The organism is Flavobacterium sp. LHD-80, from assembly GCF_030929605.1.
Lineage (GTDB): Bacteria > Bacteroidota > Bacteroidia > Flavobacteriales > Flavobacteriaceae > Flavobacterium.
On the sequence record NZ_JAVFVS010000011.1, the window covers coordinates 409,619 to 429,430 of the forward strand.

The window sequence follows — 19,812 nt, forward strand, 5'->3', positions numbered from 1 at the left end:
TTTGGGGATGTTAAATAGTTTGTATTTTTTTTTAAAATGAAACATTCAATCCAAAATTCAATCCCCACTGGAATTGATTGAAAGACTGCGTGCTCAAAGGGTTAATATAATAGTTCATTGCTGGTTCTACAAATATATTTGTTTTTTTATAAACTCGGTATTGTACTGTCGTGCTCAAAGTTGAACCGTAAACAAAATCATTTGCGTTTTCGTTTTCGCCAATTGTATTTCCGTCAAGAGCCATATTGTTTGCAATTAATTTTCCAACAAAACCGCCAGTATTTAAACTGATGCTTGCTTTGTTTTTCGAAAATACAGCATACGAAACTTCTAAAGGCATTTCAATATATTTCAAACTTTGATCTAAATTTCCACTTGCTAAGTTGTCACTTTTTAATGCATTTTTTGTGGTGTTAGATACAAGTACATAACCTGTTTCAGTTGCAATTTGAGGAACTGTTCCATTCTGAACAAAATAGTCGCTGGTTCCTAAAAATGCATTATTTTTCGTGCTAATATAGGAAACATTTGCAACACTTTGTCCTAATTCATTTATTTTAAATCCAGATCCCACAGCCCATTTTTTATTTAGCTTGTATTTCGTTTTTACCCCAAAACTGCTGCTTTGTTTTGAATCGTTAGTGTTGCCCAGCGTTTTGTCGTTTTTGTAATTTTCAGAACCTGCAACTCCGGCAAAAACTTCAAGCGCCCATTTTTCGCCAGTTGAAGGAGTTTTAGGATTTTTTTCTTTCTCTTTTTTCACTTCTGGAGCTACAATTCCTTTTTCAAGATTTTGAAGTTCTGCTAATTGTACAGAATCCTGTTTGCTTAAAACATCATTGAATTTCGAATTGCTTTTCTGTGTATTATCTGCAATTGCTTTTTCTGATTTTTGAGCATTATTAACAGTTTCCTTTTTATTTTCAGAAAGCATATTTTGCTTGCGTTCTGATGTGTTTTTATTCGAAGAATTTAAAGCAATAGTATTTGCATTCGAATTCAAATTGTTTCCAAAAACAGAATTTGGAAGCTGATTTTTCGAAGCCTTGTTAAATGAATTTGTCTTATTTCCAGTAAATGTTTTTTCGGCTAAAACTTTGTCAAGATTTCTTTTTTCGTTTTCAGCAGATTGATTTTTTTGCGCAACATTAAATCCGTTTTGTTTCTGCGAAGAATAATTTTTAACCGCTAAACCTTGATTTGAATTTACTTTCTCAGTATTTAATTTTTGGGTTTCCGAAGTACTCAACTGATTTTTTTCTGCTGCATTAAATTTATTTTGTTTGTCAGAATTATAATTTTTAACGGCAATTCCTTGATTCAGATTTCCTTTTTCCGAATTTGATTTTTGGTTTCCAGAAACAGAAAATTGATTTTTGTTTTTCGTTGCCTCATTTCCTTCGGCGACAGCCTGATTAGAATTGCTGTTTACACTATTTGATTTTGATTCAGTTGTTTTTGAATTTCGTTCCAATTTTGAATCGGCATTAGCAACAGCTGTTTCTTCTGTTGAATTTACAGACGAATTATTAGCTGGATCTAAAGCTTTTTCAGAATTCGGGTTTACAATGTCATTTTTATTATCTTCTGAATTTTGATCATTTGCCGAAGCTGGTTTTTTGTGGTTTTCACCATTTTTATTTTCATCAAGAACTACATTGTTTTTTTCTAAAGAAGTACCAGTATTGATTGAATTGCCAGAGTCAGACAAAACAGCAGGAAGCGATAGGCACAATAATAAGCATGCAGCCGCTGACCACCAAAGAATAACTCTCTTCTTCTTTTTAGGTTTATCTAGTTTTTCCTCAATTCCAGCCCATAGTTCTGGCGGCGGAACACTCGAAAAGTGTTCCATTGATGAAAAAATATCTTCTATTTTCTGCTTCTTCATGCTATCTTAAAATTTTTTATGCTCAAAATCCGTTTCTGCAAAATACCCTTTGCTCTATTTAAATTTGATTTTGACGTTCCTTCTGAAATCTTCAATAATTCGGCTATTTCTTTATGTTTCATATGTTCAAAAACATATAAGTTAAAAACCGTTCGATATTGATCGGGTAAATCCCGTATGTATTCTAATAATTTTTCTTTTTCTATCGGAATGGTTTCTAATTCTTCTTCTTCGATAAAATCAGTATCAGGATCAAAAACATCTAAAAAGAAACTCTCTTTTTTCTTCTTATTTAAAGTCTCAATAAGTTTGTTGATGAAAATCCGTTTTAGCCAGCCTTCAAAACTTCCTTCAAATTTATATTGGCTTATCTTCTGAAAAACGATCACAAATGCTTCTTGGAAAACATCTTTGGCATCATCTTCATTTTTCATATACTTTAGACAAATACCGTATAGAACCGGAGAAAACAGCTGATAAATTTTCAGCTGTCCTGCTCGGTCATTCTGCATGCATTGCCTAATGTATTTTTCTAAATCGTCTTTCAAAAAAGTGGTATTGTTTGGTCTTTCAAAAATAGTTTTTATAAACTTAAAAAACTATCTTTTAAAGATACTGCGTGCAGCATCTTGATTATTGCTTACAATGGTTAGGTTTTGATTGTCAAGGTTTTCTATTACGTATGTTTTGCCTTCAAAGGTAATCAGGTCGTGTTCTGCATGATCAGAAAAGCCAATTCCTTTTCCTATTTCATACGTGCTGTTTCTGATTTCAATATCATTTTTATACGTGATAACTCTTCCTTCTGGGGTAAAAATTACCTTTTTTGTAAACCCAGCAGTTTTTGGTGTCGCTGTATAAGGATTGCTCACTCCTCCAAGAGATTTTTCCCAGATCCAAGTATTCACAATTGATCCCGAATTTACATTCGAAGAATCAATCGAATAGGCTGTTGAAAAAAGGCCAAAAACAATTAGTAATAAAAAATGCTTTTTCATACTTAAGATTATTTTAAACTTGTGATTTTATCTTTGATTGCTTTTTTGAAAGCTTTGATTTCTGTGCTTTGATCAGCTGTATCGTTGTTGTCAATAAAAATTTTAGTTGTAGATGCTCCTTGTTTTAATTGGAAGAAAATACCACCTTGATCTGCTGCATCTGGAGAACCATATGTTTTAGTTTGTCCTTTTAGAGTGTAAATTTCTGCAGGAATGCTTTTTGTAAATTCTGTATATTCATTTCTTTTTGTTTTAGCAAAATAAGCTGACTGCTCAAAGTTGAAGTTTCCAGACGCGGTGCTAATTAATTTTAGAATGTTAAAATCATTCAGCTGAAAGAAGTTTTGACAGTCAGAACCTGAACAATTTCCAAAATAGCTTCCAATAATAATGTTATCTGTAGTTTCAGTAGTTTTGATAAAAATGATTGTTTTGTCTGATTTCGGAATCAAAATGAAATCTGAAGGGTAAGTTGCAGTTGAAGAAATATTTTCTCCTGCCTGCGGTCCGCTTTCATAATAGCTAATCACAATTTCACATTTATTTTCAACAATAGAAGTCATTTTTATAGAATATCCAGTTGTTGTTTTCATTCCTGAAAAAACACCAACCAGCATGTTTTTAGAAAAATCGATGTTTGCATCAGTAGCAACCGGACATGTATTTTCGTGTTTTGTAAAAAGGGAAGTCATTTTTTCTTGATTCATTACCACAACAGCTGCAGGATTGTTTGGCAAATTTTTAATCGCATAATTGCACAAAAGTGGGAAACCTGTAAATCCTAAGTCTGTATTTGCACCACAATCAACATTCATATCATCATTTCCAAGTGAGCAAGCACTCAATCCAAAAGCTATAAATAAGCTCAACATTAATTTTTTCATTGTATTATTTTAATAGGTTATACTTTGTAGATGGCTGAGGTTTAAAAAGGTTGCGTCTAAAATATTTTTTTCTTCATTTTTTTTAAAATGTTTGTTTAATTTAGAATGTTCACGAATTAGTGAAATTTTAAATTTTAAAAATCAGAACTACGTATTATTGCGTACTTTTACTTAAAAAAAACTTAGTTATGTTTGACTTTCTTCCAATTTTGTTGGCCTTTATTATCGCGTTGTTTTTAGGTATTTACTTAGGAAAGCTTTTGATGTCGGCCAAATCACAAACTGAAAAAGTGAGTTTGGAAGAGAAATTAAATGCAAACATAAATCAGTTGCAATTGCAGAGAGAGCAATTTGAAAGCGAAAAAAATAATTTTCAGAAACAGGTTCAATTAATTAATTCAGAAAAAGAAAATATTAGAACCGAGAAAGACAGTCTTGCGATTCAGCTTTCTAAAAAAGAAGTTGATTTTGAAAATTTATGGGAACGCCATAAAGAACAAAAAGCTGAAATAACTGAGCTTCAGGAAAAATTTACGAAAGAATTTGAAAATCTAGCCAATAAAATTCTCGAAGAAAAGTCGGCTAAATTTACAGAACAGAATAGCGAAAACATGAAGAATATCTTGTTGCCTTTGCAGGATAAAATTCAAGGTTTTGAGCAAAAAGTAGAGCAGACACACAAAGAAAGTATCGATTATCACGCCGCTTTGCGCCAGCAGATTGTAGGTTTAAGCGAAATGAATGCACAAATGAGCAAAGAAACCCTCAATTTGACCAAAGCATTAAAAGGTGATACAAAAATGCAGGGAAATTGGGGCGAATTGGTTTTAGAACGTGTTCTAGAAAAATCAGGTTTAGAAAAAGGACGTGAGTACGAAGTACAGCAAAGTTTTACAAATACCGAAGGAACAAGAGTTTTGCCAGATGTTGTCATTAATTTGCCAGACGGAAAGAAAATGATTGTCGATTCTAAAGTTTCGCTGGTTGCTTATGAAAGATGGATCAATGAAGAATCTGAGATAGTGAAAATTGATTTTTTGAAAGAACACGTCAATTCTATAAAAAGGCACGTAGAACAGCTCGGGAACAAAAATTATCATGATTTATACCAAATCGAAAGTCCTGATTTTGTTTTGCTTTTTATTCCGATAGAACCCGCTTTCGCGATTGCGTTAAATGAAGATTCGACCTTATACAATAAAGCTTTTGATAAAAATATTGTCATTGTAACGCCAACTACGCTGTTGGCAACTTTACGCACGATTGACAGCATGTGGACAAACCAGAAACAGCAGGAAAATGCTTTTGAAATTGCCAGACAAGCGGGCGCTTTATATGACAAATTTGAAGGTTTTGTGACTGATTTAGTCCGAATTGGAAATAAAATTAAAGACACCAAAACCGAATACGAAAGCGCCATGAACAAATTAGTTGACGGAAGAGGAAATTTAATTTCAAGCGTCGAAAAATTAAAGAAAATGGGGGCGAAGGCCAAAAAGTCGCTTCCTGAAAATATTATTGCAAGAGCTTCGACTGAAGATGAGAATCAGTTTTTAAATTAAAACTCCATTTTAACTTCAGCCAGAATAACATAAGAAATACCATAAAACCAAAAACATGACTACAGATTTCAAACTCGTTTCATCATCAAAAATCAGTATTTCCGAACTGATGTTGCCTTCGCATACTAACTTTAGCGGTAAAATTCACGGAGGATATATTTTACAATTACTGGATCAAATTGCGTTTGCTTCGGCATCCAAATTCAGTGGCAATTATTGCGTTACGGCTTCTGTTGATACGGTGAACTTTTTAAAGCCTATTGAAGTTGGAGAATTGGTAACCATGAAAGCTTCAGTAAATTATGTGGGAAGAAGTTCAATGGTTGTCGGAATTCGTGTTGAAGCAGAAAACATTCAGACAGGTGTGATAAAACATTGCAATTCGTCATACTTTACAATGGTTGCAAAAGATAAGGACGGAAAAAGCGTTCAAGTTCCAGGACTAATTTTATCAAGCCTTGAAGAAGTACGTCGTTTTAGAAAAGCAATCAAACATATCGAAATTAAAAAGGAGATTGAAGAACATGAAAAAGTGGCCAATGTAAGCTCGATTGAAGATTTAGCAAGTTTGGATAAATATAATGTTCTCTTAGAAATCAGTTAAATTGTCTATCTTTAGGTTATAACATTAAATTTGTAACGAGATGGTAAAGTTTGGATACACTATATTATATGTTGAAGAAGTCGAAAAAGCAATTGAATTTTATGAAAATGCTTTTGGGTTTTCAAGGAGATTTATTAGCCCAGACAACGATTATGGCGAATTAATCACAGGAGAAACCACGCTTTCATTTGCATCAAAAAAGCTAGCAAATCAAAATTTGAAAGACGGCTTTATTGAAAGCAATTTAGAAAATAAACCTTTTGCAATTGAAATTGGTTTTATAACTGAAGATGTTGGAGAATTGTTGCAAAAAGCAACTTCTTTTGGTGCTGTTTTAGTGACAGAACCAACGAAAAAACCTTGGGGACAAGTTGTGGCGTATGTACGCGATCCAGAAGGATTTTTGATTGAGATTTGTACGCCGGTTCAGTAATAAAATTATGATGAAGTCCCTACGGGACAATTCGCGGCGTTAATATTTTTTTTCTACCCATATTTAATTCCTATCGGAATATCTCGTAGAGATTGAATATTGGTAGAAAATATAATAGAACCTCAATCTATTCTGTCCCGTAGGGACTTTACAACTCACAATTAACAATTAACTATTCATAATTCAAAACACTCATTTCACCACACAAAATATTCACAAATATTTAGGATTAGTAGCAGAACTTTGTACCGAGAAATTTCGTAACTTTAAGTATACATTAATGGGTTACAGAATATTTCACGGAGTACTGCCATTCAATTTTTTTAAGCCAAAATCTTAAGTTCTGATTTTTCTCTTCTTAAAATTAAAAAATCGAATGACATAATTGTTTAATGATGACGATTATGAAAAGAACTACTTTATTAATTTTACTTTTTACCGCATTTTCCTTACTTGCTCAAGATAAATTTAAAACCAATTCAGCGGTTGTAAATTTTGAAGCTTCTGTTCCTTTTTTTGAAGAAGTGAAAGCGGTAAATAAGCTCGGAACTCTTGTTCTTGAACCTGAAACAAGTACGCTTATCTGTACTGTTATTATCAAAGATTTTCGTTTTAAAATGGATTTAATGCAGGAACATTTTAACGATAATTACATTGAAAGTCATCGTTATCCAAAAGCCGTTTTTAAAGGCAAAATCGAAAAATTTGATTTAAAAAATATCGATGAAACTGAAAGAGAATACGATATTAAAGGAAAACTTTATCTGCATGGAAAATCGAAAATTATTTCTGTAAAAGCACTTATGAAAAGAGTTCCTGACGGAATTCAGATTGTATCGACTTTCCCTATTTCGGTAGAAGATTTTAATATCGAAATTCCATATGTGGTAGCTAACAAAATTTCAAAAACAGTCCAGACTGATTTGACGGGAATCATGCGATAAATATTGACGCAGATTTTTACAAATTCTTTAGGTTTATTTTAAAGAAAAATGGGTAGCAGCATAACAGCCTTTAGAATTTGTAGAATCTGAGTCCTAAAATTATTGTATACAACTCAAAAGTGTTCGTTCAAGATCTGTAAACTGGAATTCAAATCCGGTTTTTTGGATTTTTTGCGACGAAACGCGTTGCCCTTTTAAAACTGCTTCACTCATTTCTCCCAAAGTAATTTTCAGTAACAAAGCAGGAATTTTAGGAAACCAGATTGAATAGCCTAAAATTGTTGCTAATGTTCTTGAAAATCCAGAATTAGTTGTGTTATCTGTGACACAGGCATTGTATGCGCCGTGCATATGTTCGTCTATAATTGCTTTTAGATAAATCTGAGCCAAATCGTCAATATGTATCCAAGCTAAATATTGTTTTCCGGTCCCTAAAACCGCACCAAACCCAGATTTAAAACTCGGAACTACTTTTTTCAAAAAACCTTCATCTTTCCCAAAAACAATTCCGGTTCTGATTTTTACCGTTCTAATTCCGAGCGTATTTATTTTATCGGCTGTATCTTCCCATATTTGGCAAGTTTGACCTAAAAAATCATTGGCTGGAGGTGTTTCTTCGGTACAAATTTTATGACTGGTAATGGCGCCGTAAATTCCAATTCCGGATGCTGATACAAATGCTTTTAATGTTTTGTTGTTTTCTTTTAAAATGGAAAAAATAAGTTCAATGGGTTTTGTTCGGCTTTCTAGAATGACTTTTTTTCGTCTTCTAGTCCATCGTTTTTCAACAATTCCTTCGCCAGCAAGATGTATGATAAAATCCGCATTTAGAACAGCTTCTTTTTCAATGAAATCTTTTTTCAAATCCCATTTATAGTATGTTATTGATGGCGTGTTTTTATGCTCTGTCCGACTTAAAATTGACACTGAAAATCCGTTGTCGATAAGAACATCGGTCAGATGTTTACCAACAAATCCAGTGCCTCCGGTTAGCAAAACATTTTGAGCCATAATAGTTTATAATATATTTAACAGTGCATATTGTTTAAGGAATAGTAAAGGTACTTAAACAATGCTTACCTTTAAGGCAAATTCTAAATTTTAATAAAATGGCGACTAAAAAAAAGGTAATTACCAAAGATGATATCGTTTCAATATACATGAATGAAGTTTTAGAAAAAGGCCAAAAACCAAAATCAGTCTATCATTTTGCGAAAGAAAATGATTTTAGTGAAGCTGAGTTTTATGCTTTTTTTGGAACATTAGAAGGTTTAGAAAAAGAAATATTTAGATTGTTTTTTGAAAACACAGTTAACTTGCTCCACAAAAACGAAGAATATCAGCAATATGATATGAAAAACAAAATGCTGAGTTTCTATTTTACTTTCTTCGAAATTTTGACAGCCAACAGAAGTTATGTTTTGCAGTCGCTTAAAGTAGACAGAAATCCGCTTAAAAATTTAGTCCAGCTTACTTCACTCCGAAACAGTTTTAAAGAATATGTTTCAGAGATTCTTACGGATGATTACAGATTGGAACAAGAAAAACTTCAAAAATTTCAGGAAAAAACAATTCAAGAATCAGCTTGGTTGCAGTTAATGCTTACGATTAAATTTTGGATGGATGATGAATCTGCCGGATTTGAGAAAACTGATATTTTTATCGAAAAATCAGTCAATGCTTCATTCGAATTAATGAATGTTGCGCCAATGAACCATCTGATTGACCTTGGCAAATTTTTATTCAAAGAAAAAATATACAGCAAATAATGAAAACAATTGATTATATCCCAACTTCAAAAATAGAAAGGGCAGGAAAACTGGTTCAAACCGGCGCCAAAATTGGAGTAAATTATGTGAAACATTATGCTGAAAAAATAGTTAATCCTGATTTATCAAGAGATAAACTAAACGAAAATAACGCCGAAGATATTTACGACGGACTAAAAAGCTTAAAAGGAAGCGCACTAAAAGTAGCTCAAATGTTAAGCATGGATAAGAATTTTTTACCGCAGGCTTATGTGGAGAAATTTTCGCTTTCGCAGTTTTCAGTTCCGCCACTTTCAGCTCCTTTGGTTTTAAAAACGTTCAAAAATAATTTTGGGAAAACGCCTTATGAAATTTACGACGAATTCAATCCAAATTCGGTAAACGCTGCAAGTATTGGTCAAGTGCATTTGGCTAAGAAAAATGGCAAAAAACTGGCGGTTAAAATTCAGTATCCGGGTGTTGCAAATAGTATTGGATCAGATTTGGCTTTGGTAAAACCAATTGCCATCAGAATGTTTAATTTGCAGGGAAAAGATTCGGATAAATATTTTAAAGAAGTCGAAGACAAGCTGATTGAAGAAACGAACTATTTGTTAGAATTAAAACAAAGTCAAGAAGTTGTTGATGCCTGTAATAAAATCGAGAATATTTCTTTCCCGAATTATTATCCGGAATTTTCATCAGAGAAAATCATCACGATGGATTGGATGACAGGAATTCATCTTTCTGAATTTACGGCTATAAACACGGATCAGGAAACGGGAGATAAATTAGGACAGGCGCTTTGGGATTTTTATATGTACCAAATTCATGTTTTACGAAAAGTTCACGCCGATCCGCATCCGGGAAATTTTTTGGTTGATGATCAAAACAAGTTAATTGCTTTGGATTTTGGATGCATGAAACAAATTCCAGAAGAGTTTTACACGCCTTATTTTGAGCTAATAAATAAAAATGTAATTACAGACGAAAAGCTTTTTAATGATAAATTATTCGAATTAGAAATTCTTCGTCCAGATGATACGCCAGCAGAAATTGAGTATTTCACAGAAATGTTTCATGATTTGCTGTCACTTTTTACAAGACCTTTCCAGAATGAAACTTTCGATTTTGCCGATGAAACTTTCTTCAATGCCATCGCACAATTAGGGAAACGCTTTTCAGAAGATACAAATCTGAAAAAAATGAATGGAAATCGTGGTTCTAAGCACTTTATTTATATGAATCGTACTTTCTTCGGACTTTATAATTTAATGTTCGATTTGAAAGCGAAAATTGTGGTTGAGAATTATTTGAAATACTAGGTTTTGTTTCAGGTTTCAAGTTTCAAGTTTCAAGTTGAGCAAACTTTATAAATAGACCTTTGTCAAAGTTTAAAATTTTGGCAAAGGTTTTTTCGTTTAGTCTGTCATTCCGAGGGACGAGGAATCTTCGTAAGTAACTCTACAAAGATTGTCGATTCTGATTGCGGAGCTACTTGCGAAGATTCCTCGTCCCTCGGAATGACAAGATTGTGGATAAACGTTTCGTGAAAAAACCTGAAACCTGAAACCTGAAACCTGAAACCTGAAACCTGAAACCTGAAACAAAACAAAACTATTTCAAAATCCCTGCCTTATAAGTCGCAATCGCGCGATCTCTCGCAAAGGCATGATCAACCATAGGTTCACTATATCCAAAATCAAATTCAGGAATCCATTTGCGGATGTATTCTCCTTTTTCGTCAAATTTCTTTTGTTGGATTTCCGGATTAAAAACTCTGAAATAAGGTGCGGCGTCGCAACCAGTTCCTGCTGCCCATTGCCAGTTTCCTACGTTTGAAGCCAATTCAAAATCCAATAGTTTTTCGGCGAAATACGCTTCGCCCCATTGCCAGTTGATTAGCAAATGTTTGCATAAAAAGCTTGCCACAACCATACGAACACGATTGTGCATATAACCTGTTTCGTTGAGCTGACGCATTCCGGCATCGACCATAGGATATCCAGTTGTTCCAGAACACCAGCGTTTGAAATCTTCTTCGTTATTTCGCCATTGAATTCCGTCGTAAGCCGATTTGAAATTGTGATTGACGCAATTTGGAAAACTGAACAAAATTTGAATAAAGAATTCTCTCCAAATCAATTCGCTTAAAAAAGTCTGATTTTTTCTGTTTGCCCAGTTTACTAATTTCCGAATACTTACAGTTCCGAATCGTAAATGAGGTGAAAGATAAGATGTACTGTCTAAAGCCGGAAAATCTCGTGTTTCTTTATAATTTGAAATTTGAGATAAATCGTGTGGTTGCACTTTTATGGCGCTTCTTTCAAAACCAATTTCTGATAATTCAGGAAATGGAAATTGATTTTTCGCAAAATTAGATTGAAATGGAGCCGAATCAAATTCCGGTGCAGATCCTGAAAAATGATATTTCTCGAGCCATTTGTTTTTATATGGCGTGTAAACGGTGTAGGGAAGTCCGTCGGCTTTTGTGATTTCTTTTTCTTCTAAAATGACGTGATCTTTAAAAGAAAAGCTTTCAATTTTGTTTTCTTTTAAAAGAGAAGAAATTGTTGTATCGCGTTTGATTGCAAATGGTTCGTAATCTTTATTGAAGAAAACGTTTTGTATGTCAAATTCTGAAATAAGTGATTTCCAAACTTCTGTAGTTTTTCCTTTTTTGATTAAAATGGAAGAGCCGAATTTGCTTAACTGTGAATTTATTTTTTGAAGTGAATCATATATAAAAGTTACTCTGGCGTCATTTTTTGGAAGATTATCCAAAATATCTTCATCAAAAATAAATAACGGAATTACAGGAAAATCCGATTGCAAAGCGTGAAATAATCCGGTATTGTCTTCTAAACGCAAATCGCGTCTGAACCAGAAGAAGGAGACTTTTTGTTTTGTCATTGTTGTTATTTTTGCTAATCGAATTTTTAAGTTCTTTTTCTTCTAATGCCGAAAATTGCTCGCAAAGACGCAAAGGCGCAAAGTTTTATTGAAAAGCTTTACAGAAAATGCTTTGCGACTTAGCGTCTTTGCGAGATTAAAAAATTAAGCAAGTAAAAGAAATGAGACTTTATAATTTAAAAGCTTTTTTGTTTACCATTAAGTTGCACAATCTGTGGCTGTGGTTTTGAATTAAATAATTCTTCAATTTTATTATGGCGGAAATCAAAAATCGTTTTGAGTTTGTTTTTTACAATTATCGTGTTCATGAATCGGCCTAGGATTCCGAGTGGGAGAGCGTAATGGACAATGTCTGTCATTTTTGTTCGGCCGTCTTTTGCGTGTTCGAAGAAATGTTTGTGATGCCATAATTTGTAGGGACCAAAACGCTGAATGTCGATGAAATATTCATTTTCCTTACAAGCCGTAATTTCGGTTACCCATGAAATTTTGATTCCGAAAAGCGGTTTTAAAGTGTAAGTGATGAGTTGTCCGTGATACATTCGTTTTTCATCGAAATCCTGAATTTCAAAACTCATATTATCAAGTGTTATGGTTTTAAGATTCTTTGGACTTGAGAAAAAATCCCAGCATTCTTCAACACTTGAATTTACATATTGTACGGTTTCTATTTTGTATAATTTCATTTTCTAGCTGAATCAATTGTTCTTGAAATACGTGAGCGTTAGGGGTTGAAGTGGAGCTCTTTTTGTGGCTGGCTTCTTTAGCCAGACATAAAAAAGCGGGAACGGAAAACCCGCCCGGAGGGAACGCCCAAAATATTTTACATTTTATAATATTTAAATGGTACAAACAACATTCCGAAACATTCTCCTTTTTCTTTGTTGAGGTGTTTATGGTGTATTTTATGTGCTTTTCTAAGTCCGATGAGGTATTTGTTTTTAGTGTTTTTGAACCATTTAAAGCGCTGATGAATCAAAACATCGTGAATCAAAAAATAGCAAACGCCGTAAAGCGTTATTCCGCAAGCAATAAAAAACAAATAATTGAAACCGGCTTGAGCACCAAAATAAAATAAGAGAATACTGGGAGTAGCAAAAATGACAAAGAAAATGTCGTTGCGCTCAAAAGTATGCTCGTATTTTGGTTGATGATGATCCTCGTGAAAATACCACATAAAACCGTGCATTACGTACTTGTGTGTAAGCCAGGTAATACATTCCATGAACAGAAAAACGCCTATAAAGATTAAGAAAGAAATCATTTTATAAATGTTGTTATTAAAATTATGACTTTATTTTGTTTGAGTTTAGCTTTAAGTTATAAAAGATTAACTCTAATGATTATTTTGTTGCCTTTTCTCTCATTTTTGTCATTCCGAGGAACGAGGAATCTCCGCAAGTAACTCCGCAATCTAAAGTGACAATCTTTGTCGAGTTTCTCGTGGAGATTCCTCGTTCCTCGGAATGACAAAATGGACGTATAATTTATACTAATTTAAGCTTATACGTCACAAAAGACTGTGCCAAAAGCCCCGCTTTTGTATAATTAGAAACCCGTATTCTCGAATTCCCTATTTCTTGATATGGCGTGTTTTTTAGTTTTTTAAGCAGTTTTTTATAATAAACATAAGCCGTGTAAACACCAAATTTAGCTTCAATTGGGAGTTTTACAATTCCGTGATACGCAATTCTGAAATCCTCTTCGATTTCTTTGATGATTTGCGCTTTTGCATCTTCATTGAAATTGTTGAGGTTGATTCCCGGAAAATAAGTTCGGTTTAAAATAAGATTATCATCTCTTAAATCTCTCAGGAAATTTACCTTTTGAAAAGCCGATCCTAAACGCATTGCTTCGTGTTTTAGCTGTTCGTATTTGTGCTCTTTTCCAGCAACAAAAACTTTCAAGCACATTAAACCAACAACATCGGCAGAGCCGTAAATATAATCTGCGTATTCGGTTTGAGTATTATAAGTTGATTTTATAAGATCGAGTTTCATGCTTTTTAAAAACGCCTGAACTAAATCATCGGTAATATTGTATTCTTTGACCGTATGCTGAAAAGAATTCAAAATAGGATTTAGGCTTATGCCTAATTGCATTGCTTTGTAATATTCTTTTTCGAAATCCTCTATCAGATATTCTTTTTCATAATCGTGAAATGAATCTACGATTTCGTCAGCAAAGCGCACGAATCCGTAAATGCTGTAAATCGCATCACGAATACTTGGCGAAAGCATTTTTACTGCCAATGAAAATGAGGAACTGTAATTTTGCGTAATCAGTTTACTGCATTTGAAAGAAACGGCGTCGAATAGTGATTTCATTTTTTAAGATCTAAAAGATTTTTGAATTAACTCAGCAACCAATTTTCCCGAAATTAAAGCAGGCGGAACCCCTGGGCCAGGAACGGTTAATTGTCCTGTGAAATATAAATTACGTACTTTTTTACTTTTTAGTTTTGGCCTTAAAAAAGCAGTTTGTAATAGCGTATTCGCCATTCCGTAGGCGTTGCCTTTGTACGCGTTGTAATCTGTTACAAAATCATTTTTGCAGAATGACTTCTTAAATATAATGTTATTTTTAATTTTCTGTTGTGTAAGTTCTTCAAAACGAGTGATGATCTTTTCGAAATATTCCTCTCGAAGTTCTTCATTATCTTCAATTCCGGGCGCAAGCGGAATTAAGAAAAAACCTGATTCCATTCCGTCTGGGGCACAAGTTAAATCTGTTTTGGATGGGAAATTGGCATAAAACAAAGGCGACTCTGGCCATTCTGGATTGTCGTAAATTGCTTTTGCATGTTGATCAAAATCAACATCAAAAAACAAAGCGTGATGCGAAATGTTTTCTATTTTTTTATTGAAGCCAATGAAAAATAGGAGCGAAGAAGGAGCGAAAATTCGGTTTTCCCAATATTCATCAGAATATGCGCGATGTTCTTTTTCAAGTAAAGATTCTGTATGCTGATAATCGGCACCGCTTAAAATTAGGTTTGCTTTTATAATTTTTCCGTTGATTTTAACTCCGGTTGCAGTTTTGTTTTCAACGACTATTTTTTCAATTGGTGAATTGGTTTTAATCGTGACGCCAAGTTCCAAAGCTAATTTTTCTATTCCACGAATAACATCAAACATTCCTGTTTTTGGATGCCAGGTTCCAAGACCGAAATCGGCATAATTCATGAAATTGTAAAAAGAAGGCGTTTTGCTTGGTTTTGCTCCAAGAAATAAAACCGGAAATTCTAAGATTTGAATTAATCTTTCATTTTTGAATTTCTTTCGAATATCCTGACTCACGTTGCTCAAAAACTGATTCAGTTTTAAAGCTGTTTTTGGTGTAATTAATTCTAAAGGAGAAACACCGGGACGATAAACCAAATCTTTAATCGCAATATCATAATTGCTTTTTGCCTGATCGATGAAGTCTTGAAGTTTATTGGCGCTTCCTTTTTCGATTTCTTCAAAAGCCGATTTAATTTCTTCTAAATTATCGCAAATGCTTATAAAATCATTTGTTCCAAAATAAACCCGATAAGCAGGATTGAGTTTTATAAGCTCGTAATAATCTGAAGTTTGTTTATCAAAATCTTGAAAAAAGCGATCAAAAACATCTGGCATCCAGTACCAGCTTGGTCCCATATCAAAGGTGAAACCCTCTTTTTTGAATTGTCTGGCTCGGCCACCAATCGTTGGATTTTTTTCATAAATAGTGACCTCGTGTCCTTGTTTTGCTAAGTAACACGATGCGGCTAAAGAGGAGAAGCCAGATCCTAATATGATAATTGTTTTTGTCATTTGTTTAACAAATATACAAAAACTTTAAACAAAATAATTAGATTTCTTCTACAGTTTCTTCCATTGAGTCAAAAATACGAATACGCTCATGTAAATTTGATTGTTCAATATGTTCAACCATATTACCCATAAGCCAGATTTCATTATTTTTCAGCAACAGTTTTTGTCCCATCGATTTTACGTATTGATTAATAACGGTTCTGTCTGGTTGAACGGTCATGAACGAAACAAATGTTATGTTTTCAAAATGTCTGGTTAAATCTTGAAGGTTTTCAATAGGCATACTTTCACCTAAATAAATGGTTTTGTATCCTTTTGATAAAATTTCGTATTGCAGATATAAAAGACCAATTTGATGCACTTCATTCAAAGGCAATGAAAGAACAAAGATTCGGTCTGTTTTAGTTGGTTTTAATATTTGAAGACTTTCGGTATAAATTAAAATCTTCTGTTTGATCAAATGACTCATAAAATGTTCATTTGCTGGTGTTATGGTTTCTGATTGCCATAACAAGCCCAATTCTTTCAACAACGGAAGAAAATGTTCTTTAAAAACTTCTTTAAAGCTTTTTTCTGAAATAAGCCAGTCAAAAGTATTGAAGAATAATTCCTGATCAAAATTCATCATCGCCATTTTGAATGACGTGATCGCATAGTTTTGTGAATTTTTCTTCGAAATGATTTCACGAACTAACAACGGGATTTTCTCCTCAGGATAAGTAGCAATTTTAGAGATTTTATAACCGTACTGGTGCAGTAAAGTTATATTCAAAAGTTTCTGTAAATTTTGTAAATTATATAGTCTGATATTGGTATCAGTTCGCATTGGTTCAAGAATGTTATATCTTTTTTCCCAAATCCGAATTGTATGCGCTTTTATACCAGATAAGTTTTCAAGGTCTTTTATGCTGAAAACTGTTTTTATATTGTTTACCATTTCCTATTGTTGAGTAAACAAAAATAAAATAAAATCTGAAAAAACCTTTAAAACTTTATCAAAATGATCGATTATTGAAAGTTTGTAGTAACATACTGATTTAATTGGCTTAAAAGAATCTATATTTTTGTATTATTTGAATTTTTGGATGCAAAAACGCGAATTATTTAGAGTTGTTCTAATGTGAAATTTAGTTCCTTTTTAAAAAAATAAGCAACCTGTAGAACTATTTCTACGGGCTGCTTATTTCAATTTGCATTTATTTACAAAAGGTGTTTTTGTTTTTGATTGCACTTTGACTGCCAAGTTCTACGGCTTTTGAGAAATCTTTACAGGAATTTTTCTTATCGCCAATTTTATTATAAGCCAAGCCTCTCAAATTATATGCGATATAATCTTTTGGATTCAAGCCAAGTGACGAAGTGCAGTCGTCAATAGCTTCTTTGTAGTTCATTAATTTGTAATTTACATTTGCTCTTCCAGTAAAAGCATCAGCATTCATGCTGTCCAATTCGATTGTTTTGCTAAAGTCTGCTAGAGCGCCTTTTAAGTCATTAAGCTTAAGTTTAGCTACGCCACGATTTTGGTAGGCCTCAACAAATTTAGAATTCATGCTGATGGCTTTGGTGTAATCGGCGATGGCGCCTTTTGTGTTTCCTGCTTCAGCTTTTTTCATGGCTTTGTCAAAATAAGCAGTTGCAGATTGCGCCCAGGAAGAGCAAGTAATCATAATAAATGATACTAGTAGTAGGTTTTTCATAAACTAATTTGGGATTAGTGATTAATTATTTCCAAACGAATTTATGAAAGATTTATTTTGTAAGAGAACTTCGGGTGTAAAATAATTGTGATATAATTAAACTTTCAAAAAACCACGAAATCCTCTTGCAGCATAATAGGATTCGGCGCCATTATGATAAAGAAAAACCCTGCCGTAGCGGAAATCACAAAATACTGCACCGCCAAGTTTTCGAACATCATCGGGCGTTGCTATCCAACTGGAAGTTTTGGTGTCGAAATTTCCAAATTCTTGTAGTTGTCGATATTGTTCTTCGGTTAAAAGCTCAATTCCCATTTCGTCTGCCATATCAACAGCGCTGTTTTTAGGTTTGTGTTCTTTTCTCGAATCTAATGCTTTTCTATCATAACAAAGACTTCTGCGGGCTTTTGGGCTTTCGGCTACGCAATCAAAAAATACATATTCGTCGGTGTTTTTGTCATAACCTACAACATCTGGTTCGCCATCGGTTTTTTCCATTTGAAGCAATGACCAAATTTTCTCTGGATTAGCATTCAGTTTAGTTTCGACATTTGACCATTCAATATTTTGATGACGTTTTGTGTTTTTCTCAAAACGAATTTTCAAAATGCCGATAAGCTGTTCTTGTTCTTCTTGCGAAATTTTACTTTTCATTTTGTTGTTTTTTGATCATTATTCTTGACGGCGTACCATCTCATTGATCCAAATTGGAGCGAAAGGAGAGGTACAACCTTTTGAAGTTGGATAATCTCTGTAAATGCCTAATTTTTCTCCAATGGCCAAAGCGCGTGCTCGATATTCAGGGAATTTAATTCCAATTTGTGCCAAAGTGCTATTCATTGTCCATTGTACTTCTGGCGCTGCTGTTGGCATTTCGTTTTCAATTCGGTCAAGCAGAGCAGGCAAATCAAGAATGTCTGGATTTCTAGCAACGCATCCGCTGGTTAAACTCCATGCAGCGCGTCCGTGCATTACATCAGATGTATGCATCCAAGCTTGTCGCAACGTTTCGCGATCCGGATAATCTTTTATTATATAGGAATAAAACCAATCGGCAATATGAACGAATTTTTCTGAAGAAACCATTTTGGCAATTTGTTCATTCGAAAGTTTTTTTGGATCAAGAGTTAATATCGATAAAAACCTCGCGTCAGCATTTTCCGTATCCCAAAGTTCCAGTGCTAATTCGTGATTGGTTTTGATTTTTTTAGCCAATGTCCGAATGTCGCCCATTTTAACGCCAAACTGATTTTCAGAAGCTCCTCGTTTTTTATTTTGGGCAAACACTTTTTCATCTCCAAGAGATTTTAATTGCAATAGAATATCGTTAGCTGTCATTTTGATTTGGTTTATTTTAGAATGGAAAATTAATCATTTAAGCCTTTTCCGTCAAGAATATTCTGAGTGTGTTTTTCAACTCTTGCTTCTCGTGTTTTGGCTTGTTTTGGTTGAGAAAAATGAAGTAAATAGGCTCTTTGTCTTCCAGGAGTTAAGGCTTCGAAAGCTTTTTTCAATTCAGGATCTTCATTTAATTTCTTTTGAAATTCTTCAGAAACTGGAAAATCAGAAGTTTTTTTCAAATTGACTTTTAAACCTGCTTTTTCAATTTCAATTGCCTGATAGATATAGGTTTTTAAAATAGGTTTTAAATCGACAATTTCTTTTAGACTTGTAAATCGAATATGACGCGCCGCCTGAACGTTCTCAGATTGCTGAATCAAAATGCCGTCAGTATCTTTCATCAAAGCACCTTTAAAAAATAAAAAAGCGCAATATTCCTTAAAAGCATGAATTAAAACAACATTGCTGTCTTGGTACATATAACAAGGATTTCCCCATTTTAATTCTTCAGTAAGTTGGCATTCTAAAGCAATGGTTCGCATTGCTTCCAGTTCATCCTGCCATTTTGTGGCTTTATCAAAGAAAAAATCAACTTTCGGATTCATTTTTAATACGTTTAAACGTTAACGAGTTTTCTTTCCGCTGGTCTAAAATACCAAGAGATTGCGGTCAGGATAATTAAGAGTGCTGGCCCGAAAAAATCTTTTGCACTATCGCCTGCGGCAAAATGTGAAAATATAGCGCCCGACATTGCAAAGAAAAAACCAGCATAAGCCCATTCTTTCAACAACGGAAATTTGGGAATTAAAACAGCAATTACGCCGAGAATTTTCCAAACGGCTAATAAAGTTAGTAAATAAATTGGATAACCTAGATGCGACATTCTGAGGGTTTCGTCTTTTGACTGCATTAATTGTACAATTCCAGTTGCTGTCATGCCCAATGCCAGCCAAAGCGTAGCAACCCAATAAATAATTTTGTTTCTCTTTGTCATAATACT

Annotated in this window: 22 protein-coding genes; 6 read left to right on the forward strand and 16 right to left on the reverse strand. The window is 33.6% G+C overall.

Annotation, left to right across the window (positions count from 1 at the left end; genetic code table 11):
- Nucleotides 1-31 precede the first annotated feature (31 nt).
- From RB619_RS16715 to RB619_RS16730, 4 genes are read right to left on the reverse strand one after another with little or no spacing between them, the layout of a single operon-like run.
- The gene (locus tag RB619_RS16715) at nt 32-1,891 is read right to left on the reverse strand and encodes a hypothetical protein (protein ID WP_308099518.1); all 1,860 of its coding nucleotides are present in this window, start codon (nt 1,889-1,891) and stop codon (nt 32-34) included.
- Nucleotides 1,888-2,439 (reverse strand): RNA polymerase sigma factor, encoded by a 552-nt coding sequence (locus tag RB619_RS16720; protein ID WP_133525253.1) that lies wholly within the window; start codon nt 2,437-2,439, stop codon nt 1,888-1,890. The genes RB619_RS16715 and RB619_RS16720 overlap by 4 nt, the downstream gene beginning before the upstream one ends.
- 51 nt (nt 2,440-2,490) lie before the next feature.
- Complete coding sequence (locus tag RB619_RS16725) at nt 2,491-2,889, reverse strand: hypothetical protein (protein WP_308099521.1); 399 nt, start codon at nt 2,887-2,889, stop codon at nt 2,491-2,493.
- Between the two features lie 8 nt (nt 2,890-2,897).
- On the reverse strand, nt 2,898-3,773 hold the full coding sequence (locus tag RB619_RS16730) for a protease complex subunit PrcB family protein (RefSeq protein WP_308099523.1): 876 nt from the start codon (nt 3,771-3,773) through the stop codon (nt 2,898-2,900).
- 188 nt (nt 3,774-3,961) lie between these two features.
- Here RB619_RS16730 and rmuC point away from each other — a divergent pair, with 188 nt between their 5' ends.
- The 4 genes from rmuC to RB619_RS16750 all read left to right on the forward strand — a co-directional run bounded on the left by rmuC (nt 3,962) and on the right by RB619_RS16750 (nt 7,316).
- Nucleotides 3,962-5,335 (forward strand): DNA recombination protein RmuC, encoded by a 1,374-nt coding sequence (gene rmuC, locus RB619_RS16735; protein ID WP_308099525.1) that lies wholly within the window; start codon nt 3,962-3,964, stop codon nt 5,333-5,335.
- Nucleotides 5,336-5,390: 55 nt separating this feature from the next.
- Nucleotides 5,391-5,939 carry an acyl-CoA thioesterase gene (locus RB619_RS16740; RefSeq protein WP_308099527.1) on the forward strand — a complete coding sequence of 183 codons (549 nt, stop codon included), beginning with the start codon at nt 5,391-5,393 and terminating at the stop codon, nt 5,937-5,939.
- 40 nt (nt 5,940-5,979) lie between these two features.
- The gene (locus RB619_RS16745) at nt 5,980-6,372 is read left to right on the forward strand and encodes a VOC family protein (RefSeq protein ID WP_308099529.1); all 393 of its coding nucleotides are present in this window, start codon (nt 5,980-5,982) and stop codon (nt 6,370-6,372) included.
- Nucleotides 6,373-6,776: 404 nt separating this feature from the next.
- Entirely contained in the window at nt 6,777-7,316 is a 540-nt protein-coding gene (locus RB619_RS16750) for a YceI family protein (RefSeq protein WP_308099531.1), read from the forward strand.
- A 99-nt stretch (nt 7,317-7,415) separates the two neighbouring features.
- Here the strand turns inward: RB619_RS16750 and RB619_RS16755 are convergent, their stop codons facing one another.
- Entirely contained in the window at nt 7,416-8,327 is a 912-nt protein-coding gene (locus RB619_RS16755) for a TIGR01777 family oxidoreductase (RefSeq protein WP_308099533.1), read from the reverse strand.
- A gap of 98 nt (nt 8,328-8,425) precedes the next feature.
- On the opposite strand from RB619_RS16755, the gene RB619_RS16760 reads away from it, so the two are divergent.
- Together RB619_RS16760 and RB619_RS16765 are read left to right on the forward strand one after the other, a co-directional pair.
- The gene (locus RB619_RS16760) at nt 8,426-9,085 is read left to right on the forward strand and encodes a TetR family transcriptional regulator C-terminal domain-containing protein (protein WP_308099534.1); all 660 of its coding nucleotides are present in this window, start codon (nt 8,426-8,428) and stop codon (nt 9,083-9,085) included.
- Entirely contained in the window at nt 9,085-10,389 is a 1,305-nt protein-coding gene (locus RB619_RS16765) for an AarF/UbiB family protein (RefSeq protein WP_308099536.1), read from the forward strand. Before RB619_RS16760 ends, RB619_RS16765 begins: the two co-directional genes overlap by 1 nt.
- A gap of 292 nt (nt 10,390-10,681) precedes the next feature.
- Here RB619_RS16765 and RB619_RS16770 read toward each other — a convergent pair whose 3' ends face one another.
- The 11 genes from RB619_RS16770 to RB619_RS16820 all read right to left on the reverse strand — a co-directional run bounded on the left by RB619_RS16770 (nt 10,682) and on the right by RB619_RS16820 (nt 19,806).
- Nucleotides 10,682-11,977: a deoxyribodipyrimidine photo-lyase gene (locus RB619_RS16770; protein WP_308099538.1), complete on the reverse strand. Its 1,296-nt coding sequence runs from the start codon at nt 11,975-11,977 to the stop codon at nt 10,682-10,684.
- A gap of 176 nt (nt 11,978-12,153) precedes the next feature.
- Nucleotides 12,154-12,663, reverse strand: a complete 510-nt coding sequence (locus tag RB619_RS16775) for an SRPBCC family protein (protein ID WP_308099540.1) — start codon at nt 12,661-12,663, stop codon at nt 12,154-12,156.
- A gap of 137 nt (nt 12,664-12,800) precedes the next feature.
- On the reverse strand, nt 12,801-13,241 hold the full coding sequence (locus tag RB619_RS16780; protein WP_308099546.1) for a sterol desaturase family protein: 441 nt from the start codon (nt 13,239-13,241) through the stop codon (nt 12,801-12,803).
- Between the two features lie 223 nt (nt 13,242-13,464).
- Nucleotides 13,465-14,304 carry a phytoene/squalene synthase family protein gene (locus RB619_RS16785; protein WP_308099549.1) on the reverse strand — a complete coding sequence of 280 codons (840 nt, stop codon included), beginning with the start codon at nt 14,302-14,304 and terminating at the stop codon, nt 13,465-13,467.
- A gap of 3 nt (nt 14,305-14,307) precedes the next feature.
- On the reverse strand, nt 14,308-15,774 hold the full coding sequence (locus RB619_RS16790; RefSeq protein ID WP_308099551.1) for a phytoene desaturase family protein: 1,467 nt from the start codon (nt 15,772-15,774) through the stop codon (nt 14,308-14,310).
- Between the two features lie 37 nt (nt 15,775-15,811).
- A complete protein-coding gene (locus RB619_RS16795) occupies nt 15,812-16,711 on the reverse strand; it encodes a MerR family transcriptional regulator (RefSeq protein WP_308099553.1) in 900 nt (299 codons plus the stop codon).
- A gap of 259 nt (nt 16,712-16,970) precedes the next feature.
- The gene (locus tag RB619_RS16800) at nt 16,971-17,471 is read right to left on the reverse strand and encodes a tetratricopeptide repeat protein (protein ID WP_308099554.1); all 501 of its coding nucleotides are present in this window, start codon (nt 17,469-17,471) and stop codon (nt 16,971-16,973) included.
- 96 nt (nt 17,472-17,567) lie between these two features.
- Nucleotides 17,568-18,125, reverse strand: coding sequence for a DUF4256 domain-containing protein (locus tag RB619_RS16805; protein WP_308099556.1), 558 nt, complete (start codon nt 18,123-18,125; stop codon nt 17,568-17,570).
- A gap of 18 nt (nt 18,126-18,143) precedes the next feature.
- Nucleotides 18,144-18,809: a DNA alkylation repair protein gene (locus RB619_RS16810; RefSeq protein WP_308099558.1), complete on the reverse strand. Its 666-nt coding sequence runs from the start codon at nt 18,807-18,809 to the stop codon at nt 18,144-18,146.
- A 29-nt stretch (nt 18,810-18,838) separates the two neighbouring features.
- Nucleotides 18,839-19,417 carry a DUF1801 domain-containing protein gene (locus RB619_RS16815; protein WP_308099560.1) on the reverse strand — a complete coding sequence of 193 codons (579 nt, stop codon included), beginning with the start codon at nt 19,415-19,417 and terminating at the stop codon, nt 18,839-18,841.
- A gap of 11 nt (nt 19,418-19,428) precedes the next feature.
- Nucleotides 19,429-19,806, reverse strand: a complete 378-nt coding sequence (locus RB619_RS16820) for a DoxX family protein (RefSeq protein WP_308099562.1) — start codon at nt 19,804-19,806, stop codon at nt 19,429-19,431.
- Between the last annotated feature and the right edge of the window lie 6 nt (nt 19,807-19,812).